The sequence below is a fragment of the Arthrobacter koreensis genome, assembly GCF_009193255.1.
Lineage (GTDB): Bacteria > Actinomycetota > Actinomycetes > Actinomycetales > Micrococcaceae > Arthrobacter_B > Arthrobacter_B koreensis.
The window spans coordinates 177,871-199,370 of sequence record NZ_WACG01000002.1 but is presented as its reverse complement, the minus strand read 5'-3'; the positions used below and the strand labels follow the sequence as shown (position 1 = coordinate 199,370).

The following is a 21,500-nucleotide window of genomic DNA, read 5'->3' as shown; positions in this document are numbered from 1 at the left end:
GCAGGAAGCTTTCCCCCTGCCGAACCCCCCGGAGGTGAATGGGCAATGGCACGGCCAACCATCCTGGACCGGTTCCGCCCGGTCGGCGCGCCCGGCCCCTCCGGGCCCGTAGGTGTTCCATCCACGGACCAGGAAGGCCCCGACGCCGAACTGCTGCCGGTCTTTGCCGCGCTCCAGCCGGATACCGAAGAAGGCAAAGCCCGCGTCGAGGCGGCCACGGCCCGCGCCGAGGAACTGCTGGCCGACGCACGGCGGCAGGCCGACGCCGACGTGGCCCAGGCGCGGCTTGATTCCGGGTCCGTCCGCGCCCGGGCCGCAGAAGAGGTAACCCAACGTGCCGCGGACCAGGAAAAGGAACTCCTTTCGGCGGCTCGGGACCGGGCCGATCGGCTTGGGCGGGCAGCACGGGAACGGATTCCGGAGCTTGCCGCGAGGATCGCCGGCTCCATTGCCCGTGACTACCTCGGCGAAGACTCCCCCGACGCCGGACACGACGGCGGGACCGACGCCGGACACGACGGCGGGACCGACGCCGGACAAGGCAACAGCACACACACCGAGGACACACAGTGAGGTCCGACTGGGTGGCCGCATCTGTGCGTGCGAAGGCGATGGCACGCCGGCGGGCCGGGGCAGGACTGTGCCGGGAGGCTGCAGCCCTGGGCTCGCTGCCGCAGGCCCTGGGGCTCTTCGAACAAACCGGTTACGGCCCGGAACTCATCGCGAATCCGAACACCGCAACGGAGCGGACCCCCGCCAGGGCGGCATACGCAGCGGCAAGCGGCACGGAAGTTAGCCTGGCCGCTGCGCAGCACGCAACGCGCCGCAGCGTCCTGTGGCAGCTGCGCGTGCTTGCCGGCTGGCTGCCGGTCTCCGGAGCGCGGATGGTTCGGGCTGCCGGAGCCGTCTTCGAACTCGGGAACATCACAGTGCTTTCCCGGCGGCTCCGGGATGCCGAATCCGCCGAAAGGGATGACCCGCTGCGGCGCCGCGCGGCCCTCCCGGAGTACTTTGACCTGGGCGGACTGGCTACCGCTTGGCCGAGGCTCGCACGGGCGGGGACCTACTCGGAGCTGGTGGAAGCCCTGCGGACAAGCCCTTGGGGAGACCCGGGTACTCCGCAGGACCTCGCGGACACACTGACGGTCGTCTGGCTCCGCCGGCTGGCGGCCAGTGCACCCCAAACCCGCCGCTGGATGGTGGCCGCCGCGGCGCTGCTGGCTGCCCGCCGCGTGCTCGCGGTACCCGGTGCGCAAGACACCGCAGGCGGCCGGATGGAACCGGGTAACCCCCCGGAAGGAAACCGCCTGAACACCCTGCTGCAGCCCATGATCGGCACGGCCTGGACCGAGGCGCAGGATGTGGCGTCCTTCCGCGCGGCGCTGCCCGCCGCAGCTGCCGGCGCCCTGTCCGGAATTGAGGACCCCGGTGAACTCTGGCGGACCGAGGCGTCACTGCGGGCACAGGCCGAGGAGGAGGCGTTCGCCCTGCTGCGCTCCGGGCTGCCCGGCCCGGACATCGCCGTCGGGGCCATCACCGTCCTGGCCATGGATGCCTGGCGTGTCCGCGCGGCGCTGGCCGCGGCAGCTGTCGGCGCGGGCAGCGAGGTGCTCGATGCAGTGGCGTGAAACCCTCAGCCCCATCCGCATGGACCGTGTGGCGGTCATCGCCCCCACGGACCGCACCCGTGACGCCCTGGAAGAGGTGGCCCGCAGCGCCGCCGTCGAACTTGAGCTTCCCTACACGCCCGGTGACGGGCCGGAGGAGATTGACCGCGCTGCCGGAGCGGCGGTGCAGAACGGCGCGGTAACCGGGCTGGTGGGTTGGGCGCCGTCGCGCCGGGTCCCTGAACTGCAGCAGGCGCTGAATCCTCTGGGCGCCGGCGTCGTTCCGCTCAAAGCGCCCCGCGGCGTCCAGCCGCCCACCCTGCTGACCGGAAATGAACACCGCACCCGGCAGGCGCCGAAATTTTCCCGCCTGCTCGTGGACACCTACACCACCGTGCCGTATGCCGACGTGGACCCGGCGAGGCTGGCCGGGCTCGCGTACGTGGTCATGTTCGGCATGATGTTCGGGGACGCCGGGCAGGGGCTGCTGCTGGTCCTGGCCGGACTGATCGTCCGCTCAGGCAGGATCGCGAAAATCCGCCGCTTCCAGCGGTCCTGGCTCTTCATCTTCGGCGCCGGACTGGCGGCGGTCTTCTTCGGGGTGCTGTACGGGGAGTTCTTCGGCCCCACCCACGTTATTCCGGTGCTGTGGCTGGAACCGGTGGAGAATCCCATACCCCTGCTCATCGCCGCCTTGATTTTCGGTGCCGTGCTGCTCGCCTTCGCCTTCACCCTCGGCACCATCAACCGGGTGCGGGAAGGCGGCTGGGGCTATGCGCTCTATGCCCGCACAGGGCTGGCCGGCGCGTTGCTCTTCCTCGCCGTCGGCATGCTGGCGGGTGGGCTGGTTGCCGGCTGGACTCCCATGATCGTGGCCGCCGCCGTCCTGGCGCTGCTGGCGCTGGTGCTGATCTTCACCGGCCTGTTCGTGGAGGCGGGAGGAGGCGGCACCGGGACCATGCAGGCGTCCGTGGAACTGGTGGATACCGTCATCCAGCTCGCGTCAAACCTGGTGTCCTTTACCCGGCTCGCCGCATTCGGCCTGACGCACGCGGCGCTGATGTCCATCGTCTGGCAGGGAACCACCGCGCTGTGGCATCCGGACTGGCGGGCCGTGCTGGCCGTGCTGGTGTTCCTCGTGGGCAACGCAATCACGTTCGCGCTGGAAGGCCTGGTTGCTGCGATCCAGGCCCTGCGGCTGGAGTACTACGAGCTTTTCTCGCGCATCTTCACGGATGAAGGCCGTCCGTTCAAACCCTGGAGCCCCCGGCTGCCCGAATCCGAGGCCTCCGGTTCGTCCACCACTGAAAGGCAAACGCCATGAATCCCTGGTTTGCCGGTATCCCCCTGGCACTGATCATCACCATCCTGCTGGCCGGAGGAGCGCTCTGGCTGCTCCGGCGCCGTCGGGGAGCAGGCATCAAGGTGATGCTCGGCGTGAACGGGCTGATCATGGCAGGAGCGCTGGCCCTGCTGGCCGCGGCCTTCGCGGCTGCACCGGCGTCAGCATCCGGCGGGGCCGCGGGAACAGCGGTTTCCATGGCGACCGACGGATCCGACAGCTCCAGTGCCGCCCTGATCGGCGCCGCGATCGCCGTCGCGGGTTCCTCGATTGGTGCCGCAATCGCCGTGGCGTACACCGGATCGGCTGCGCTCGCAGCCATGAGTGAACGCCCGGAGATCTTTGGACGGGCCATGGTGGTGGTGGGACTGGCGGAAGGCATCGCGATCTACGGGCTGATCATCTCCATCATCCTGATCGGCCAGGCATGAGCGCCCGGGCGGTCATCGCCGCGCTGGGCGCGCCGGAGATACTGGCCGGGTACGAGCTCGCCGGCGCACGGCTGATCCCCGCGAAGACGGACGAGGACGTGCGGCAGGCCTGGTCCACGCTCCCGGAGGACACCGCCGTCGTCCTCCTGACGGCCGACGCCGCTGCCGCCCTGGCCGGGCACCTGGACAATGCCGCGGCACCCCTGACCGTGGCGCTGCCCGCATGAGCACCCTTCCGCGCACCGCCGCTCCCGCGCTGGCGCCCATCCGCGAGGCCATCCGTTCCGGCTCGGCAGCGCAGGCCCAAACCATCCTGGACACCGCCGAGCGCCAGGCAGCGGAAATCCGGGAACGCGGACGGTCGGAAGCAGGGCAGATCCGCAGCCGTGCCGAGGCGGACGGCCGTGAGGCGGCGCGGGCCGAGGCTGTGCTTCGTTCCGCCCGGGCGCGCCGCGAAGCCGGCAGGACGGTCCTGGCCCGCGAGGAGGAACTGCGCGAAGAACTGCGCCGCCAGGTCCTGGCCGAGGCGGCCAGGCTCCGCAGCGACCGGCGCTACCCCGCCCTGCTGGAGGCACTGCGGGACCAGGCCCGGCAGCTCCTCGGCGCCGGCGCGCGAACCAGCGAGGCCCCCGGCGGCGGCATCACGGCCAGCCTGGGCTCACGCAGCGTCGACCTGTCCCTGCCTGCGCTGGGCAGCGCAGCGCTTGAACGCTATGCCGGGGAGGTGCGTGACCTGTGGCAGGAGTAGGGACTGGAGGCACCGGCAACGGGGCCCAGGCCGGCGGGACGGGGCGGGTTCGGCGGGTCAGCGGACCGCTTGTTGAAATCAGCGGCCTCCCGGACGTCTCCATGCTGGAAGTGGTGGCACTGGGGCCTGACCGGATCTCCGCGGAGACGATTGCCGTCAACGGCAGCGACGCCGTGCTGCAGGCCTACGAATACACCGGCGGCCTCAAGGCCGGAGACGCTGCGGAAGGAACCGGGCACCAGCTTTCCGCCCTGCTCGGACCGCACCTGCTGGGACAGGTTTTCGACGGCCTGCTCCGGCCGCTGTCCTCCGCTCCCCTGTGGCTGAGCGCAGACCGGCAGGACGCCGCCGAGGACCGGCAGCTTCTGGACCGCCCGTGGAAGTTCGAGCCGCAGGCCACGGTCGGGGACACGGTCAGCCCGGGGCAGGTGCTCGGCACCGTTGCCGACGCGGGAAGCGTGCCGTTCCGGGTCACCGTGCCTTCGGGCGTAGAGGGGGAACTGACCTGGCTGGGCAACGGCCTGCTGCGTCCACTCGAGCGCGCCGCCGTAGTGGGCGGCACCGATGTCAGCCTGGCCCAGCGCTGGCCGGTCCACCTCCCCCGCCCGGTCTCCTCCCGCCTCTCCGACGCCGTGCCGATGCACACCGGGCAGCGGGTCCTTGACCTGATGTTCCCCCTTCCCCGTGGAGCGGCCGCCGCGGTGCCGGGAGGGTTCGGCACCGGCAAGACACTGCTGCTGCAGCAGATCGCCAAATGGTCCGACGCCGATGTGATTGTGTACGTAGGCTGCGGCGAGCGCGGCAATGAGATGGCGGATGTGCTCGATGGACTGGGCAGCCTGGAGGATCCCCGCACCGGCGGCGCACTCCTGGACCGCACCGTCATCATTGCCAACACGTCCAACATGCCCATGATGGCCCGGGAAGCGAGCATCAACACCGGGGTTACCGTCGCGGAGTTCTTCCGGGACATGGGCTACCACGCGGTGGTCATCGCCGACTCCACCTCGCGCTGGGCCGAAGCCCTGCGCGAGTTCGCCAACCGCAACGGTGACCTGCCGGCCGAGGAAGGATACCCGGCGTCGCTGGCATCCGAACTCGCAGCCTTCTACGAACGCGCGTCCCTGGCCATCACTCTGGGCGGGGGCACCGCATCCGTCACGGTCATCGGCGCCGTCTCTCCCCCGGGCGGGGACATGAGCGAACCGGTGACCACCGGAACCCAGCGCTTCGTCCGTTCGCTGTGGCAGCTGGACCGGGAGCTGGCCTATTCGCGGCACTATCCGGCCGTAAGCTGGCGCGGGTCCTTCTCCCGGGACGCCGACGCCCTGGGACGCTGGCACGCAGCCAACGGGGATCCGGAATGGGCCTCCCGCCGGGCCCGGGCCGGCCTCATCCTGGCCGAGGCGGACCGCCTGGCTGCCCTGGCCGAAATTATCGGAACGAACTCCCTGCCCGGCCACGAGCAGGTGGTGCTGCTGGGCGGGCGGCTGCTGCGCGACGGCGTGCTGGTGCAGAATGCGCTCAGCGCCAACGACGGCTACTGTTCCGCCGCCAAGGGCGCGGCCCTGCTGCAGGCCGTGCTGGACACCGTAGACGCCTGCCAGGAACTGGTAGCCCGCGGTGTTCCCCCGGCCACCGTCGATTCGTTCGATTTCTCCCCGCTGCTGCGCCTGCGCGAGTCCGCCGGGCCGGCCGACGCCGACGGGGTCGCCGAGCGCGCCGCGGACTTCCTCGCCGGGCTGAAGGAGCTGCGATGACCGTGCCAAACCGCAACCTCGTTTCCCACCGCGACGTCCGCGAACTGCGCGGTCCGCTCATGGTTGTGGGCGACGCCGACGGCGTGGGCTGGGACGAGTTCGCCGGCGTCGACGTCGAGGGCGGCCCGGAACGGCATGCCCTGGTGCTGGAGGTCAACGGGGACCAGGCCCTGCTGCAGGTGCTTGAGGGCACCGACGGAATGCGCCTGGGCGGCATCTCGGTGCGTTTCCAGGGCAGGCCCCTGCACATACCGGTGGGACCGGAATGGCTTGGCCGGGTCTGCAACGGACGCGGAGAACCCCTTGACGGCGGCCCTCCGGTTACCGCTGACACCGTGGAGCCGGTAGGTGGATGGCCGCTCAACCCGGTGTACCGGATCCCGCCCAAGGAAGCGGTCATAACGGGGATCTCCGCCATCGACGCCCTCACCACGCTGGTCCGCGGGCAGAAACTTCCCATCTTCTCCGTCGCCGGGCTGCCGCATCTGACCCTCGCCACGCAGATCGCCGCCCAGTCCCGCTCCGGCGGCCGGAACTTCCGGGTGGTCTTCGCTGCCATGGGCATGACGCACGCGGACATCGCCTACATCCGGGACCGGCTGGAGGAACGTTCCGCGGCCGGGGAACTGGTGCTGCTGCTCAACGCCGCTGACGACCCGGTGATTGAGCGGATCCTCACCCCCCGGATCGCCCTGAGCATTGCCGAGCACCTGGCCTATGAGGAAGGCAGCGACGTCCTGGTGGTCATGAGCGACATGACCAGCTACGCCGAGGCCGTGCGGGAAGTCTCCGCCGCCCGCAAGGAAATCCCGGCACGCCGCGGCTACCCCGGCTACCTCTACAGCGATCTGGCGACCCTGTACGAACGCTGCGGGCGTGTCCAGGGCAGGGAGGGGTCCGTGACGATCGTCCCGGTCCTGACCATGCCCTCGGGGGACATGACGCATCCGGTTCCGGACCTCACCGGCTACATCACCGAAGGGCAGATAGTGCTCTCCCCGGACATCAGCGCCCGGGATATTTACCCGCCGGTAGACGTACTGTCCTCCCTCTCCCGGCTGATGCGTTCCGGGGCGGGCAAGGGCAGGACGCGGGAGGACCACCTGGATGTGGCGGCGCAGGTGCTCGCCGCCATGGCCAGGGCCCGGCAGGCTTCGGAACTGGCCGAACTCGTCGGTGAGGATGCGCTGGGTGAGGCGGACCGTGCCTACATAGCGTTCCGCTCGGCCGTGGAGGAGAAACTGCTGAACCAGGGAGTGGACGAGTACCGCTCCCTGGAGCAGACGCTCGGCCTGGCGTGGGAAGCCCTCGCCCTGCTGCCCCGCCGCGAGTTGAGCATGATCTCCAACGAGTTGCTGGACAGATACCTCCCGGGACCGCTCGGAGGGGCCCGGCTGTGAGCGGGACCGGGCGGGCAGCGCGGGCCGAAACCGAACGCCGGCTCGAGACGGCCCGGCGCGGGGCGGAGCTGCTGGACCGCAAGCAGCAGATCCTGCGGATCGCCATCGGCAACAGGGCCGAATCATCCGAGCAGAGCCTGCGGCGCTTCCACGCGGCTGCGGCCCGCGCGGCCCGCTGGCTGGGACGGTCCCTGGCCCTGGACGGACTGGGACCCATCCGCGAAGCGGTGCCGGACACCCTTGCCGAGGCCGATATCCGCTGGGGCGGAGCCATGGGAATCGCCTACCCCGAGGGCGCCGCCGTTACACTGCCGCACCGGATGCCCTCCACGGGTTCCTCCGCGCTCGCCTACGCTGCCGCGGCACACCGGGAGGCGCTCGCTGCCGCCGTCGTCCATGCCGCCGATGCACGGGCGCTGCTCCTGCTCAGCCGGGAACTCGCCGCGACCCGCACCCGGCAGCGCGCCGTGGAACACCGCTGGATACCGAAGCTGGAAGCGGACCTCGAACGGATCCTGCGCAGCCTCGCTGAACAGGAACTTGAGGAGAGCCTGCGGCTGCGGTGGGCGGCGGGTGCAATCTAGGCCGGGACATCCTCCCAGTCGAACGGCGTGACTTCTCCGCTGGCCCAGTCCTGCCGCAGAATGGCGTAGGCCACCGAGGCCACCCGGCTGCCTTCCGCCGTCGGCCAGCCCAGCCGGTAATGCGCTTCCTTCAGGAACCCGGCGCGCAGGAAAGTCCTGCGCATCGCCAGGTTGTCCTCCCGGGTCTGCCCCTCGAAACGCACCGCCTCCGGGAACCGCTCGAACACCAGGGCACACAGCGCCTTCAGGACTTCGGTTCCCCGTCCGCGGCCGCGGAACTCCTCCGCCAGCCGAAGGTCGAACATGGGGGTGTCCTCCTCCAAGTCGTCCAGCACCACCAGTCCGATCCGCTCCGGACCGTCCTCGATCCAGAATCCGATTGACTCCGGGCTCCAGAAGCGGCCCTCCTCCACCAGCTTCCGGGCGGATGCTTCGGTGTGCACCGGCAGGACGTGGAACGGGAAATGGTTGGAGGTCAGGAACCGGACCAGCGCCCGGGACTCATGGTCGGACTGCACCATGGGCACAAAACTAATAGCCATGGCCGAAGTCTAGGAGACGCGGCGGCGTTCAGCCGAGGCGTTCGATGATCGTGACGTTGGCCTGGCCGCCGCCCTCGCACATGGTCTGCAGTCCGTAGCGCCCGCCGGTGCGCTCCAGTTCGTGGAGCAGGGTAGTCATTAGGCGCGCACCCGTGGCGCCGATCGGGTGACCCAGGGAGATCCCGCCACCGTTGACGTTTACCCTGGACATGTCTGCGTCCAGCTCCCGCTGCCAGGCCAGGACCACGGAGGCGAACGCCTCGTTGATCTCGATACGGTCCATCCGATCCAGGGACATGCCGGTGCGTTTGAGTGCGTGCCGGGTGGCTTCGATGGGAGCGCTGAGCATCATGACCGGGTCATCCCCGCGGGCAGAGATGTGGTGGATGCGGGCGCGTGGTGCCAGGCCGTACCGGCGCACGGCGTCTTCCGAAGCCAGCAGGAGCACTGCGGCGGCGTCCGAAATCTGCGACGACGTCGCGGCGGTCAGCTTGCCGCCGTCGCGCAGCGGTGCCAGGGATTCGATCTTCTCCCGGTTGGGCACGCGTGGGCCTTCGTCCGCCGTGATCCCGGCGACCGGGAGGATCTCGCGGTCGAAGCGGCCCTGGGCCTGGGCGGCAAGCGCCCGTTCATGGGAGCCGACGGCGAAGTCCTCCATTTCGGCGCGGCTGAGGCCCCAGCGGTCCACCATCATTTCCGCGCCGATGAACTGCGAGATGGGCTGCGTACCGTATCGGGCTTCCCAGCCCGCGGAACCGGCAAACGGGTTGGGGAAACCGAGCTCCGCCGCGGCCGTGTTGGCGAAGCCGATGGGCACCGCGGACATGTTCTGCACACCGCCGGCTATCACCAGGTCGCTGGTGCCGCTCATCACGGCCTGCGCGGCATAGGAAATTGCCTGCTGCCCCGACCCGCACTGGCGCTCGACAGTGGTTCCGGGCACCCGCTCGGAGAGCCCTGCGGCCAGCCAGGCGGTGCGGGCTATGTCCATGGCCTGCGGACCCACCTGGTCGATGCATCCCAGGATCACCTCGTCGAACTCATCGGATTCCAGTCCCGTGCGCCGCACCGTTTCGCCCAGGACGGCAGCGGCCAGGTCCGCCGGGTGCATCCCGCTCAGTCCCCCGCCGCGCCGTCCCACCGGAGTACGCAACGCATCGATAATGAATGCCTCAGCCATGGCCGGCCCCTTTGCCGCTCGATCGTCTGTGTCCTGCACCACGTTACCGCTCCGCTGCCGGAGCCCGCCGCGGAAACGGCTAGAATGGAAAGGCTGTCATCACGGGCAGCGCTGCCGCGGGCCCCCAGCCCCGCGGCCCTTCTTCCCACCACATGTGAAAGCAGCGGAGTGTCCCAACAGGTATCCACCACCGTCAGCGCCACCGCCACCAAGGAGATCCTCAAGGAGTCCGCCCGCCGGCGCACCTTTGCCGTCATCTCCCACCCCGACGCCGGCAAGTCCACCCTCACGGAAGCACTTGCCCTTCACGCCAGGGTCATCGGCACGGCAGGGGCCACCAATGGCAAGGAGAACCGCCGCGAAACGGTCTCCGACTGGATGCAGATGGAAAAGGACCGCGGCATCTCCATCAGCTCCACGGCCCTGCAGTTCGCCTACCGGGACACCGTCATCAACCTGCTGGACACCCCGGGCCACGCCGACTTCTCCGAGGACACCTACCGTGTCCTCGCTGCCGTAGACTGCGCGGTCATGCTGGTGGACGCCGCCAAGGGCCTGGAAACCCAGACCATGAAGCTCTTCGAAGTCTGCCGCGCGCGCAACCTGCCGATCATCACTGTCATCAACAAGTGGGACCGTCCCGGCCTGGACCCGCTGGCGCTCATGGACGAAATCACCGAGCGCACCGGCCTGGCCCCCATGCCGCTGACCTGGGCGATCGGCATCGCCGGCGACTTCCGCGGAGTCTGGGACCTGCAGAAGGACGAATACGTCCACTTCGAACGGCAGAACTCCGGCGCCTCCCTGGCCAAGGAAGAACACTTCACCCCGGAACAGGCACTGGAACGCGAAGGCGACGCCTGGACCGACTCCCTGGATGAGGCCGAACTCGTCATTGACGGCCGGGAATTCGACCGGGACGCCTTCCTCGACGCCAAGGCCACCCCCATCCTCTTCTCCTCCGCAGCCCTGAACTTCGGCGTCAAGCAGATCCTTGATGCCCTCGTGGACCTGGCCCCGTCAGCTGGACCGCGCGAGGACAAGGACGGCGGCCTGCGCCCTGTCGAGGCGCCCTTCTCCGGATTCGTCTTCAAGGTCCAGGCCGGAATGAACCGCGCCCACCGGGACCATGTAGCGTTCATCCGTGTCTGCTCCGGAATCTTCGAGCGCGGAATGGTGGTGACGCATTCAAACACCGGAAAGACCTTCGCCACGAAGTACGCCCAGCACCTGTTCGGCCGCGAACGTGAAGTGATTGACCAGGCGTACCCGGGCGACGTCGTCGGGCTGGTCAACGCTTCTGCACTCCGGGTGGGCGACAGCCTGTATGTGGAGGAACCGGTGGAATATCCCCCCATTCCGTTCTTCTCCCCCGAACACTTCCGGGTTGCCCGGTCCCAGGATCCCAGCCGGTACAAGCAGTTCCGGCGAGGCATCGACCAGCTTGAGCACGAAGGGATCATCCAGGTGCTCCGCTCCGACCGGCGCGGCGATCAGGCGCCCGTGCTCGCCGCCGTCGGCCCCATGCAGTTCGAGGTGGTGGAAGACCGCATGACACAGGACTTCAACGCCCCCATGCGCTACGAGCAGCTCTCCTACTCCCTCGCCCGGCTCACTTCCGCCGGTGCAGCGGAAATCCTCTCCAACGTGCACGGTGCCGAGGTACTGGTACGCACCGACGGAGCGTTCGTCGCGGTATTCAATGACATCTGGGCGCTGCGCCGTGTGGAGAAAAACCACCCGGAGGTTCCGCTGGCGGTCATCGGCACGGAGTCACCGAACAGCCGCGGCTACTGACGGATACCCGAAGAACCGCTGGGCCAAATCCCGCAGCCAAAAGCGGGAAGCATAAGCGTTGCTTATTGGAACGCGCATCGAGGCTAAGTTTGCTTGATTTGTGGCTACGCTGGGGCCATCGCATCTTCCCGCGCCGGGGAGTTCGTGCAACCGGAAGGTCCCAGCCATGTCATCCACTGCTTTTTCCTCCCCCGCAGGCCAGCTCGCTGCCCCTGAGGACTCTGCCGCGTGGCTGCGCCTGAAGGACGCGGCGACCCGGTTCGCGCAGTTCCAGGAACAGGACGGATCCGTGCCGGAAGAACACCGGGACGCGGCGGCGCCGCTGCTGCAGTCCGCGCGGAACGCCATAGCCGAACTGTCTCCGGCTTTCCCGCACGACGCCGAGTACCTGGACCTGGTGGTCCGGGACCTGGACCGCTGGCTGGAGGCAGGGCTCGGCGTGCCGGACTTCCTCGATTCCCTGCTGGCCTTCCAGCCGCAGCTTGACCGCACCGACGGCCTGCTCCACCTGGTGGTTTTCCCCATGTACACGCAGAACGGCTCCCGCTCCCGGCTGCTCGAAGCAGTACTGGTCGAGGTAATCTGGCCGGACTTCATCGCCGAGCTGGAAGCCGGCGAGTACTCGAACAAGCTCTTCGTCCCGATCCGCTTCCGCGACTTCACCCCGGGCTACGACACCAACTCGGCCGTCCTGTTCCCGGAAACCGTCGCCGTCCGCGAAACTCCGTCCTTCACCTGGGGCGCCATCTTCGCGGACCGGGAAGCCGCCCGGTTCCGCCGCGTCCTGCGGGCGGCCGCGGAAATCACGTCGCTGGAACTTCCGGAAGGTGCGGCCGACCTGCTGGACAGCCAGCAGCTCACCGAGGAAACCTTCGTGATGTGGGACCTCATCCACGACCGCACCCACATGCGCGGCGACCTGCCCTTTGACCCGTTCATGATCAAGCAGCGCATGCCCTACTTCCTCTACTCACTGGAAGAGCTCCGCTGCGACCTTACGGCGTTCCGCGAGTCCGTCAGGATCCAAAAGGACGACGACGCCGATCCCAAGGCCCGCAGCACCGCACAGCTGGTGCAGTACGCGGTCATTTTCGACCGGATCTTCCGCTTCGCCATTACCGGCTCCCGGGTGCGCAACTATGACGGCCTCGGCGGACAGCTGCTCTTCGCCTGGATGCACCAGCACCGCGTGCTGCACTGGACCGACGGCAAGCTCAGCATCGACTGGGACGAGGCGCCCGCCGTCGTAGTCAAGCTGGGCGAGGAGATCGAGGACCTGTACTGGCGTTCGATTGACCGGCCGAAGACAGCGCACTGGCTCGCCGCGTACGCTCTGGTTTCCGGCACACTGACACCCCACCCCGCCTCCCGCTGGGCCAAGGGTCCGGACGCGCTGCCCCTCGAGGGACCGCCCCGGGCATTGACGGACCAGGTGCTCGACGACGAATTCCCGCTGTCAATGTTCTACGAGGCACTGTCGAAGAAGATGGCACCTGTCATCGAATCGACTGCCGGAATCACAGGGAGCAGCACGCCATGAGCACCGCCGGAGCAGGGGCTGCCGGACTGCAGGGACTGAGGGTCCTGGTGGCCGGAGCCTCCTCCGCCTCCGGAACCGCGGTCTGCAAAGCGCTGGCCGGTGCAGGCGCGAGCGTGGTGGCCGTTGGCTCCAGTGCCGGGCGGCTGGCCGAGGCACTGGAGGATGTTCCCGGCGTCGAGCTGCGGACCTGCGACCTCAGCCGGCAGGGCGACGTGGACGGACTCGCCCGGGATCTGGCGGCCGAGGGCGGCGCGGATGGGCTCATCCACCTCGTGGGCGGCTGGCGCGGCGGCGGGACCCTCGCGGACCAGACCGATGAAGACTGGGATTTCCTGCAGCAGAACATCATCACCACGCTGCGCAATGTCAGCCGGAGTTTCATCGGACAGCTTGCCGCTTCCCCGCACGGCCGCCTTGCCATCGTCTCTTCCACCGCCGTGGAGGCGCCCACGGCAGGCAACGCCGGATATGCCGCTGCCAAGGCTGCGGCCGAGGCCTGGGTCCAGGCCATTGCCGCGGGTTTCAGCGGAACCCGGTCTGCCGCCGTCGTCTTCGTGGTGAAAGCCCTGGTCAACGAATCAATGCGCGCAGCAGCGCCGGAGCGGAAGTTCCCGGGTTACACCGGGGTGGACGAACTCGCTGCCGCGTCCGTGCGGCTCTTCACCTCCGACGCCGCACAAATCAACGGAAAGCGCATCAGCCTGGTGCCGCGCACCTGATCCGTTTTCGCCAATGCCCCACCTTGAGGAATACTGACACCCGTGACTGATACTGCTTCCCTGCATGACACTGCCCTGCGAGCCTTTGCCTCGGACAACTACTCCGGAGTCCACCCGGAAATCCTCGACGCAATCACGGCCGCGAACCTCGGCCACCAGGTCGCCTACGGGGAGGACGTCTACACCGCCAGGCTCCGCGAAGTCTTCACCGACCACTTCGGCAGCCGCATGCGTGCGTTCCCGGTCTTCAACGGCACCGGCGCGAACGTCATCAGCCTGCAGTCCCTGCTGCCCCGCTGGGGCGCGGTCATCTGTGCCTCCACAGCCCACATCAACGTAGATGAAAACGGCGCACCGGAGCGTGTTGGCGGCATGAAGCTCCTGACCGTCCCCACTCCGGACGGCAAGCTCACTCCTGAGCTGATCGACCGCGAGGCCTGGGGCTGGGGCGACGAGCACCGCGCCCAGCCGCTGGCAGTTTCCATCACCCAGTCCACCGAGCTGGGCACCCTGTACACCGTGGACGAAATCCGTGCCATCGCGGACCATATCCACGCCCGCGGCATGAAGCTGCACATGGACGGCGCCCGGCTGGGCAATGCCGCCGCGGCGCTGGGTGTGCCGCTGCGCGCCATCACCGCCGACGCCGGAGTGGACATCCTCTCGCTGGGCGGAACCAAGAACGGCATGATGTACGGCGAGTGCATCGTTGCCCTGGACCCGGATGCCGCCCCCGGCCTGGACTACCTGCGCAAGATGAACATGCAGCTTGCCTCCAAGATGCGCTTCGTCTCGGCCCAGTTCATCACCCTGTACGGCACGGACCTGTGGCAGCGGTCGGCATCCACCGCCAACGCCATGGCGGCCCGTCTGCGCGCCGCAGTGGAAAAGATCGACGGCATCACCCTGACCCAGCCCACCCAGTCCAACGCGGTCTTCGCGGCCCTGCCCGCCGGCGTGGCGGATAAGCTGCGGGACAAGTTCCGCTTCTACGACTGGGACCAGGCCACCGGAGAGGTGCGCTGGATGTGCACCTTCGACACCACCGAAGCCGATGTGGACGCCTTCGCGGCAGCCATCGCAGAAGAGGTCGCAGCGGCCCGCTGAACCGGCGCACTTTCGGTACGGGCCCTGCCTGCGTAAGGTGTAGCCACGTAACGAATAGGACACACCGGCGAGTCTGCGATCCCCGCAGGCGGGACCGCCGTAACCTTCGAGGGTGAGTGCGATTGGTGACCTGTCAGAGGTGCCCCCGGATTTCCTGACAGCCCTGGGGGCCCTGCGCCGGGCGAAATGCCGCCCGGAACTGCGGCTGGAAGAGATTCCGGCCCCCACTCGGCTGGCCCCGTTTGCCGTTTCCCTGGCCGCGGACGTCACTGCGTCCGGCCCCCAGCCGGTCAGCGGAACCTTCCACGGCCCGGTGGGGCCCGTCCTGCCGGAGAGCCGGGAACTGGCCACCGGGCGCTTCATCCTGCTGCATGATCCGGACGGAAGCGACGTCTGGAACGGAACCTTCCGGATCGTCACGTACATCCGCGCCGAACTTGAACCGGACATGGGAAATGACCAGATGCTCGGCTCCGTAGCGTGGACCTGGCTCGTGGATGCCCTGCAGGAGCACGGGGCGCGCTACTCCTCCGCCGGGGGCACCGCCACCCGGATCCTCTCCGAAAGCTACGGCACTCTTTCGGAGCGCAGCGACGCGATCGACATTGAGCTCCGGGCGTCCTGGACCCCGGACGGAGCCGACGTGCAGGCGCACCTCGAAGCGTGGTCGGACATGGTGTGCACCTTCGCGGGGCTGCCGCCCCTGCCCGACGGCGTGTCCCCGCTGCCGCGGAGACGGCTGAACTAGCCTCGACCAGCCAAAGAAACAGGTATACGGCCAGTTCTCGATAGACTGAAGTTCTTATGACCGCGCAAACTTCCGGCAATCCGGCTTCAGAGCTGTCCGCAGACGAACCTGTTGCCGCACCCCTTCCCGTCCTTGATGCTCCGCGTGAGGGCGTCCCGCTTGTCATCGACACCTTCAGCGGGCTCGAGCGTGCTGCCCGTGCGCTGGCCGCCGGCACCGGCCCCGCCGGGGTCGACGCAGAACGCGCCTCCGGCTTCCGTTACGGCCAGCGGGCCTTCCTGGTGCAGATCCGGCGTGAGGGTGCCGGAACATGGTTGATCGATCCGGAACCCCTGCGGGACCTGAGCATCATCAACGAAGCGCTGTCCGGAGTTGAGTGGATCCTGCACGCTTCCACCCAGGACCTGCCCTGCCTGTCTGAACTGGGCATGTGGCCGGACAAGCTCTTTGATACGGAACTCGCCGCCCGGCTGGCCGGCCTCCCCCGTGTGGGACTGGCGGCCGTGATTGAGAACCTCCTCGGCTTCAGCCTTGCCAAGGAACACTCCGCCGCAGACTGGTCCACCCGTCCCCTGCCCGAGCCCTGGCTGCGCTACGCCGCCCTGGACGTGGAGGTGCTGGCCGAACTCCGCGAGGAGCTGATCAAGCTCCTGGAAGCGGACGGAAAGCTTGCCTTCGCTGAGGAGGAGTTCGAGGCGATCCGTACCGCGGATCCCGCACCGCCGCGCACCGATCCGTGGCGCCGCACGTCCGGGATGCACCAGCTGCGCGACCGCCGCCAGCTGGCCGCAGTACGCGAACTCTGGACGGAACGTGAGCACCTCGCCGAGCGGCGCGACACCGCGCCGGGCCGGCTGATTCCGGACGCTGCCATTGTGGCCGCTGCCAGGGCCATGCCCTCAACGGTGCCGCAGCTGCTCTCCACGCCGGGCTTCCATGGCCGTGCCGCCCACAAGGAAGCACCGCGGTGGCTGCGCTGCATCGCTGCGGCACGGGAGACGAAGGACCTCCCGCCGCTCCACATTCCCACCAACTCCCCGCCGCCGCCGCGCGTCTGGGCCAGGAATGACCCTGCCGCAGCTGCGCGCCTGCTCACCGCCAAGCCCCGCCTCGCTGCCGTGGCGGAACGCCTGGACATGCCGGTTGAGAACCTGCTGACCCCGGACCACCTGCGCCGGCTGGCCTGGCGTCCGCCGTCCGTGATCGACCTGGACACCGTGACTGCCGCCCTGCGGGAACTGGGCGCACGCGAATGGCAGATCCAGCAGACCGCCGCGGTACTCACCGTCGCGTTCCTGGACCCGGATCCGCTGCCGGAGAAAGAGAAGGACTAGCTACTGCAGGCGCAGGAGCTTGTCGGGATTCCGCATGGCATAAACCCCGGTCACCAGACCGTCCTGCCGTTCCAGCTGGAAGACGGTGGTTACTGTACCGTCCTCGCGGAAGGCCACGGCCGGCAGCCCGTTCAGCTCGACGAACTCCGGGGCCGCATCCGCACCGAATTTGGCAGCCAGCCCGAGCAGCAGGGCGGCAACCTTCTCCTGACCGTAGACCGGCCGGCGGGCGGCGCTGACTATGCCGCCGCCGTCGGAGTGCAGCACGACGTCCGGTGCGAGGACCTCCAGCAGCGCCTGGATCTGCCCCGTCAGCGCAGCCTGCAGGAAACGTTCGACGGCGGCTCGGTGCTCTGCCTTGTCCGGCGGGTTCCGCGGCACACCGGACCGCACTCTTTCCCGTGCCCGGTGTACCGTCTGGCGGACGGACGCCTGGGAGGATTCGAGCACCTCCGCTATTTCGGCGTAGCGGAAGCCAAAAACGTCCCGGAGCACCAGGGCCACCCGTTCCGGCCCGCCCAATTGCTGCATCAGTACCAGCATTGCGGTGGACACATCGGCTCCGGTCAGCGCCGAGGCCTCCGGGTCGTAGGGCCCGGGCGCATCCTGGCCGGTAGGCAGCGGTTCCGGCAGCCACTCCCCCGGATACTCTTCCCGCCGCCGGGATGCCGCACGGACGGCGTTCAGCGCCTGCCGGGACGCAATCCTGGCCAGGTATGCCCGCGGGTTCCGCGGCACGCCGCTAGCCGCTGAGTACCGCAGCCAGGTTTCCTGCACCACATCCTCGGCGTCGGAGACGGAACCGGTCACGTCGTAGGCAATGGTGAAGACCAGCCGGCGGTGGGCCAGGAACTCTCGTTCCCGCTCCTTGCTCATACCTGCTGCATCACCGGTGATACCGGCTTCATCCGCGGGCCCGCCGGCCATGTGTATCCTCCGCTTCGCCTGGCTTCGCCGCGGATCCACCGTAGTGTCATGCGGCACAGTACTTCTTTTAGCATCGCAGCGGCTTTTCCGTGAAGGTGGATCCGCCGCGGCGTGTACCCGGCATGGAGCAGCTGGACAGCACCGTCGGACCGGCCGAGCGAGACGCACTGCCCCAGGAAGCCGCTGCTGTGCGCCGGAAGCGGCGCCCCGGCACGCGACCGCAGGATGTTCGATGCCGCTTCGGCACCCATCGGCATCGCTGTGGCACAGGTCTGCGGAAGGTAGCCGTAGCCGGGAGCCGTGATGACGGCTGCGTCGCCGGCACCGAAGATCCGCCCGTGTCCCGGAACGCGCAGCGACGAATCCACCGTGAGCCGGCCCGCGGAGTCGACGGGCAGCCCGCTGCGCGCTGCGAGGTCGGGGACTCCGAATCCGGTGCACCACAGGACCGCCGCGGCAGCCGGGACGTTACCTTCCTTCACAGCCTGCTGCCGAACCGCAATTCCCGCCCGCTGCAGGCTGCGCAGCACTCCCGCGCGCGCCCCTGCGGAAAAGTGCGGCACCACCAGTCCGGCGGCATAAAGCGTCACCGGATTCCCCGGATGTGCCCGCGCCGTTTCGGCGGCAGTTTCGACAGCAGTCAGGCCGCCGCCCACCACTGCGACGGCGTCTCCCGGCTGCAGGGTGCTGAGCCGCTGCCGCGCAGCTCCGGCCCCGTCCAGCCGGTCGGGTGCCAGTATTCCCGCAGGGACGGAACTGCTGCCGCTGCCCACGGCGTAGACGAGCCAGTCGTAGTCCAGGTGAGTTCCGCCGGAGAGCTGGACCCGGTGCTCTCCGGCATCGATCTTCACGGCCGTTCCCCGGATTAGTTCCACGTCCGGGTGCAGCAGGCTGCTGAAGGACACCGTCGCGTCGGCCCTGATGCCTGCAGCGAACTCGTGCAGTCGGATCCGCTCGGTGAAGCGCGGCTCGGGAGTAGCCAGGCGCACCCTGATGCCGTGCCCGGCCAGACGGTTGGCTGCCATGACGCCGGCATATCCGCCGCCGAGGATTACTGCTGTGGTGTCCATTGGATTTCCTCCTGCAACTCGCTGCTGCGCTCCTTGTGCTGACGCAGATAGGACACCGGCCGGGGCTGTTTTGTGACAGCAGATCGGCAAATGTTTCCTATCCACCGTCTGGCTAGGCGTTTTCAGGATTTTCCTAGGAAAAGTCCGTAAGATCTTGGCTACTATGGACGATCCTTCTCATAAACCCATGCCCTCCTGTGTGCCAGACGACTTGGTTCTAGGAGGGCAGCCCCATGTATGAATGGCTCATGATCGGCGTCGGCCTCCTGCTGACCGTCGGTACCGGCCTCTTTGTGGCTTCTGAATTCGCCCTGGTCAACCTGGACCGCAGCGACCTGGAGGCCCGACAGGCCGCCGGGGAAAAGCGTCTTGGTCCCACGATCAAGGCCCTGAAGATCACCTCGACCCATCTTTCCGGTGCCCAGCTGGGCATCACCCTCACCACCCTGCTCTCCGGTTACACCTTTGAGCCGGCCATCAGCGCGCTCCTGCGCGGACCGCTGCTCGGCGCCGGCGTACCCGAGGCAGTTGTCGGCGGCACCGGCGCAGTGATTGCCATCGCCGTCGCCACCCTGCTGTCAATGATCATTGGCGAACTGGTGCCGAAGAACTTTGCCCTGGCGCTGCCCAAGGCAACCGCCAAGGTGGTTGTTCCGTTCCAGGCCCTGTTTACCACTGTCTTCAAACCGGTCATCCTCGTCTGCAACAACACAGCCAACAAGGTCATCCGTTCCTTCGGCATCGAACCGAAGGAAGAGCTCTCCGGCGCCCGCAGCGCCGAGGAGCTCAGCTTCCTGGTCCGGCGGTCGGCCCTTGAAGGCGTCCTGGACCAGGACCACGCAGAGCTGCTGCACCGCACGCTGCGCTTCACCGACCACACCGCCGAGGACGTCATGACTCCGCGCGTGCGCATGGTCGGCGTCCAGGCCACGGACACGGCAGAGGACATCATTGCCACGGCCGTGAACACCGGATACTCCCGTTTCCCGGTCCTGGGCCGGGATTCGGATGACATCCTTGGTGTGCTGCACGTGAAGCAGGCTTTCGCGCTGCCCCTGGAGGCACGCGCCACCACAACGGCGGCAGACGTGATGGTTCCGCCGCTGCGCGTTCCCGAATCCATGGGGGTGGACTCCCTGCTGGGCATCCTGCGCAGCCAGGGGCTGCAGATCGCCGTGGTGACCGATGAACACGGCGGCACCGCCGGCGTCGTCACCCTGGAGGACCTCGTGGAGGAGATCGTCGGCGAGCTGGAGGACGAACACGACCGCGCGCGCGTCGGCGTCGTCCGCACCGGACGCTCGGTGACCTTCGATGCCTCCCTGCGCCCGGACGAGCTGCTGGACCGCGCGGGAATCACCGTGCCGGAAGGCGAGGACTACGAGACGCTGGCCGGCTTCGTCACGCACAGCCTGGACCGGATGCCCGAGCTGGGCGATGAAGTGGAAGTCGACGACGGCGTCCTGCGCGTCGAGCGCGTCCTCGGAACGCACGTTGAACGGCTGCGCTTCACGCCGAACCCCGGGTCCGAATCACCGCGCAGTGCGCACGACCGCCTGGTCGACACCCTGACGAAGGAAGCCATCCATGAATGAGTACCTGCCCGGCATCATCTGGCTGTTCGTGCTGCTGGCCGTGAACGCCTTCTTCGTGGGTGCCGAATTCGCCGTCATTTCCGCCCGCCGCTCCCAGATTGAGCCCAAGGCGGCACAGGGCAGCAAGGCCGCCAAGACCACGCTCTGGGCAATGGAGCATGCCACCCTGATGCTGGCCACCAGCCAGCTGGGTATTACGGTCTGTTCGCTGCTGATCCTGAACGTGTCCGAACCTGCCATCCACCACCTGCTGGAAATCCCGCTGGCCAATACGCCGCTGACCCCTGAGGCCATCAGTGTCACGGCCTTCATCGTGGCGCTGCTGCTGGTCACCTTCCTGCACGTTGTTGCAGGCGAGATGATCCCCAAGAACATCTCCTTCTCGGTGCCCACCCGGGCAGCACTGCTCCTGGCTCCTCCGCTGGTGCTCGTGGCCAAGATCTTCAAGCCCGTCATCTGGACGCTGAACTCCATTGCCAACGGTGTGCTGCGCCTGTTCAAGGTGGAGCCGAAGGACGAGGCAACCAGCACCTACACGCTGGATGAAGTGGCCACCATTGTGGAACAGTCCACGCGCGAAGGCGTGCTGGACGACGCCACGGGTGCCCTGACCAACGCCTTCGAGTTCACCTCAAAGACCGTTGCCGACGTCGAGGTACCGCTGGCAGAAATGGTCCTGGTTCCCGCCCAGCCGACCCCGGCTGATATCCAGGAGGCGGTGGGCAGCCACGGCTACTCCCGCTACATCCTGGCCGACGCCGACGGCGGGCTCACCGGCTACCTTCACCTGAAGGACGTCATGGACCTGAACACTCCGGAGAAGTTCAACGCCCCGGTTCCCGCTAAGCGCATCCGCCGCCTTGCTTCGGCGTTCCGCGGCAGCGAGCTGGAAGATGCGCTGGACACTATGCGCCGCACCGGCTCCCACGTGGCCCGGGTCTTCGACGCAGACGGCAACACCACCGGTGTCCTGTTCCTCGAGGACATTATCGAAGAGCTGGTTGGCGAAGTGCAGGACGCAACAACCGTCTAGCCTGCCAAGCTGTCCAAGGGCCGGAACCGCATACCG

General features: G+C 68.1%; 21 protein-coding genes. 17 read left to right on the top strand and 4 right to left on the bottom strand.

The window, feature by feature from the left end:
- Positions 1 to 45: 45 nt before the first annotated feature.
- The 9 genes from GD628_RS07845 to GD628_RS07810 are packed head-to-tail and all read left to right on the top strand — an operon-like array spanning position 46 to position 7,872.
- Positions 46 to 573 carry an ATP synthase subunit B family protein gene (locus tag GD628_RS07845; protein WP_152274353.1) on the top strand — a complete coding sequence of 176 codons (528 nt, stop codon included), beginning with the start codon at positions 46 to 48 and terminating at the stop codon, positions 571 to 573.
- Positions 570 to 1,628: a hypothetical protein gene (locus GD628_RS16470; RefSeq protein ID WP_193313223.1), complete on the top strand. Its 1,059-nt coding sequence runs from the start codon at positions 570 to 572 to the stop codon at positions 1,626 to 1,628. The genes GD628_RS07845 and GD628_RS16470 overlap by 4 nt, the downstream gene beginning before the upstream one ends.
- Positions 1,615 to 2,931 (top strand): V-type ATPase 116kDa subunit family protein, encoded by a 1,317-nt coding sequence (locus GD628_RS07840; protein ID WP_193313222.1) that lies wholly within the window; start codon positions 1,615 to 1,617, stop codon positions 2,929 to 2,931. Before GD628_RS16470 ends, GD628_RS07840 begins: the two co-directional genes overlap by 14 nt.
- Entirely contained in the window at positions 2,928 to 3,380 is a 453-nt protein-coding gene (locus GD628_RS07835; protein WP_091605375.1) for an ATP synthase subunit C, read from the top strand. Before GD628_RS07840 ends, GD628_RS07835 begins: the two co-directional genes overlap by 4 nt.
- Positions 3,377 to 3,607: a V-type ATP synthase subunit F gene (locus tag GD628_RS07830; protein ID WP_152274351.1), complete on the top strand. Its 231-nt coding sequence runs from the start codon at positions 3,377 to 3,379 to the stop codon at positions 3,605 to 3,607. Before GD628_RS07835 ends, GD628_RS07830 begins: the two co-directional genes overlap by 4 nt.
- Complete coding sequence (locus tag GD628_RS07825; RefSeq protein ID WP_152274350.1) at positions 3,604 to 4,128, top strand: V-type ATP synthase subunit E family protein; 525 nt, start codon at positions 3,604 to 3,606, stop codon at positions 4,126 to 4,128. The genes GD628_RS07830 and GD628_RS07825 overlap by 4 nt, the downstream gene beginning before the upstream one ends.
- Entirely contained in the window at positions 4,116 to 5,888 is a 1,773-nt protein-coding gene (locus GD628_RS07820) for a V-type ATP synthase subunit A (protein WP_152274349.1), read from the top strand. Before GD628_RS07825 ends, GD628_RS07820 begins: the two co-directional genes overlap by 13 nt.
- Positions 5,885 to 7,288: a V-type ATP synthase subunit B gene (locus GD628_RS07815; protein ID WP_152274348.1), complete on the top strand. Its 1,404-nt coding sequence runs from the start codon at positions 5,885 to 5,887 to the stop codon at positions 7,286 to 7,288. Before GD628_RS07820 ends, GD628_RS07815 begins: the two co-directional genes overlap by 4 nt.
- Positions 7,285 to 7,872 (top strand): V-type ATP synthase subunit D, encoded by a 588-nt coding sequence (locus tag GD628_RS07810; protein WP_193313221.1) that lies wholly within the window; start codon positions 7,285 to 7,287, stop codon positions 7,870 to 7,872. Before GD628_RS07815 ends, GD628_RS07810 begins: the two co-directional genes overlap by 4 nt.
- Here GD628_RS07810 and GD628_RS07805 read toward each other — a convergent pair.
- Together GD628_RS07805 and GD628_RS07800 are read right to left on the bottom strand one after the other, a co-directional pair.
- Positions 7,869 to 8,414, bottom strand: coding sequence for a GNAT family N-acetyltransferase (locus GD628_RS07805; protein ID WP_152274346.1), 546 nt, complete (start codon positions 8,412 to 8,414; stop codon positions 7,869 to 7,871). The genes GD628_RS07810 and GD628_RS07805 overlap by 4 nt on opposite strands.
- A 28-nt stretch (positions 8,415 to 8,442) precedes the next feature.
- A complete protein-coding gene (locus GD628_RS07800) occupies positions 8,443 to 9,594 on the bottom strand; it encodes an acetyl-CoA C-acetyltransferase (RefSeq protein WP_152274345.1) in 1,152 nt (383 codons plus the stop codon).
- A gap of 168 nt (positions 9,595 to 9,762) precedes the next feature.
- On the opposite strand from GD628_RS07800, the gene GD628_RS07795 reads away from it, so the two are divergent.
- From GD628_RS07795 to GD628_RS07770, 6 genes are all read left to right on the top strand, one after another.
- Complete coding sequence (locus GD628_RS07795; RefSeq protein WP_152274344.1) at positions 9,763 to 11,391, top strand: peptide chain release factor 3; 1,629 nt, start codon at positions 9,763 to 9,765, stop codon at positions 11,389 to 11,391.
- Between the two features lie 166 nt (positions 11,392 to 11,557).
- Positions 11,558 to 12,931, top strand: a complete 1,374-nt coding sequence (locus GD628_RS07790) for a DUF6421 family protein (RefSeq protein ID WP_193313220.1) — start codon at positions 11,558 to 11,560, stop codon at positions 12,929 to 12,931.
- A complete protein-coding gene (locus tag GD628_RS07785) occupies positions 12,928 to 13,650 on the top strand; it encodes an SDR family oxidoreductase (protein WP_152274343.1) in 723 nt (240 codons plus the stop codon). The genes GD628_RS07790 and GD628_RS07785 overlap by 4 nt, the downstream gene beginning before the upstream one ends.
- Positions 13,651 to 13,692: 42 nt before the next feature.
- Positions 13,693 to 14,757, top strand: coding sequence for a threonine aldolase family protein (locus GD628_RS07780; protein WP_226802410.1), 1,065 nt, complete (start codon positions 13,693 to 13,695; stop codon positions 14,755 to 14,757).
- 121 nt (positions 14,758 to 14,878) lie between these two features.
- Positions 14,879 to 15,505, top strand: coding sequence for a DUF3000 domain-containing protein (locus GD628_RS07775; RefSeq protein ID WP_091605972.1), 627 nt, complete (start codon positions 14,879 to 14,881; stop codon positions 15,503 to 15,505).
- 56 nt (positions 15,506 to 15,561) lie between these two features.
- A complete protein-coding gene (locus GD628_RS07770; protein ID WP_091605405.1) occupies positions 15,562 to 16,839 on the top strand; it encodes an HRDC domain-containing protein in 1,278 nt (425 codons plus the stop codon).
- Here GD628_RS07770 and sigJ read toward each other — a convergent pair whose 3' ends face one another.
- Both sigJ and GD628_RS07760 read right to left on the bottom strand, forming a co-directional pair.
- Positions 16,840 to 17,715 (bottom strand): RNA polymerase sigma factor SigJ, encoded by an 876-nt coding sequence (gene sigJ, locus GD628_RS07765; protein ID WP_152274341.1) that lies wholly within the window; start codon positions 17,713 to 17,715, stop codon positions 16,840 to 16,842.
- Entirely contained in the window at positions 17,712 to 18,836 is a 1,125-nt protein-coding gene (locus GD628_RS07760; protein ID WP_152274340.1) for an NAD(P)/FAD-dependent oxidoreductase, read from the bottom strand. The genes sigJ and GD628_RS07760 overlap by 4 nt, the downstream gene beginning before the upstream one ends.
- A gap of 233 nt (positions 18,837 to 19,069) precedes the next feature.
- Here GD628_RS07760 and GD628_RS07755 point away from each other — a divergent pair, with 233 nt between their 5' ends.
- Positions 19,070 to 20,431 carry a hemolysin family protein gene (locus GD628_RS07755; RefSeq protein ID WP_091605411.1) on the top strand — a complete coding sequence of 454 codons (1,362 nt, stop codon included), beginning with the start codon at positions 19,070 to 19,072 and terminating at the stop codon, positions 20,429 to 20,431.
- Complete coding sequence (locus GD628_RS07750; protein WP_152274339.1) at positions 20,424 to 21,464, top strand: hemolysin family protein; 1,041 nt, start codon at positions 20,424 to 20,426, stop codon at positions 21,462 to 21,464. Before GD628_RS07755 ends, GD628_RS07750 begins: the two co-directional genes overlap by 8 nt.
- The last annotated feature ends 36 nt before the right edge of the window (positions 21,465 to 21,500 follow it).

What these genes read in the sequence shown, in the direction of transcription:
- GD628_RS07805 (WP_152274346.1), bottom strand. Translation starts at nt 8,414, where the DNA reads ATGGCTATTAGTTTTGTGCCCATGGTGCAGTCCGACCATGAGTCCCGG.
- GD628_RS07830 (WP_152274351.1), top strand. Translation starts at nt 3,377, where the DNA reads ATGAGCGCCCGGGCGGTCATCGCCGCGCTGGGCGCGCCGGAGATACTG.
- sigJ (WP_152274341.1), bottom strand. Translation starts at nt 17,715, where the DNA reads ATGAGCAAGGAGCGGGAACGAGAGTTCCTGGCCCACCGCCGGCTGGTC.
- GD628_RS07755 (WP_091605411.1), top strand. Translation starts at nt 19,070, where the DNA reads ATGTATGAATGGCTCATGATCGGCGTCGGCCTCCTGCTGACCGTCGGT.
- GD628_RS07815 (WP_152274348.1), top strand. Translation starts at nt 5,885, where the DNA reads ATGACCGTGCCAAACCGCAACCTCGTTTCCCACCGCGACGTCCGCGAA.
- GD628_RS07785 (WP_152274343.1), top strand. Translation starts at nt 12,928, where the DNA reads ATGAGCACCGCCGGAGCAGGGGCTGCCGGACTGCAGGGACTGAGGGTC.
- GD628_RS07770 (WP_091605405.1), top strand. Translation starts at nt 15,562, where the DNA reads ATGACCGCGCAAACTTCCGGCAATCCGGCTTCAGAGCTGTCCGCAGAC.
- GD628_RS07790 (WP_193313220.1), top strand. Translation starts at nt 11,558, where the DNA reads ATGTCATCCACTGCTTTTTCCTCCCCCGCAGGCCAGCTCGCTGCCCCT.
- GD628_RS07825 (WP_152274350.1), top strand. Translation starts at nt 3,604, where the DNA reads ATGAGCACCCTTCCGCGCACCGCCGCTCCCGCGCTGGCGCCCATCCGC.
- GD628_RS07840 (WP_193313222.1), top strand. Translation starts at nt 1,615, where the DNA reads ATGCAGTGGCGTGAAACCCTCAGCCCCATCCGCATGGACCGTGTGGCG.
- GD628_RS07800 (WP_152274345.1), bottom strand. Translation starts at nt 9,594, where the DNA reads ATGGCTGAGGCATTCATTATCGATGCGTTGCGTACTCCGGTGGGACGG.
- GD628_RS07845 (WP_152274353.1), top strand. Translation starts at nt 46, where the DNA reads ATGGCACGGCCAACCATCCTGGACCGGTTCCGCCCGGTCGGCGCGCCC.
- GD628_RS07760 (WP_152274340.1), bottom strand. Translation starts at nt 18,836, where the DNA reads ATGGACACCACAGCAGTAATCCTCGGCGGCGGATATGCCGGCGTCATG.
- GD628_RS07750 (WP_152274339.1), top strand. Translation starts at nt 20,424, where the DNA reads ATGAATGAGTACCTGCCCGGCATCATCTGGCTGTTCGTGCTGCTGGCC.
- GD628_RS07835 (WP_091605375.1), top strand. Translation starts at nt 2,928, where the DNA reads ATGAATCCCTGGTTTGCCGGTATCCCCCTGGCACTGATCATCACCATC.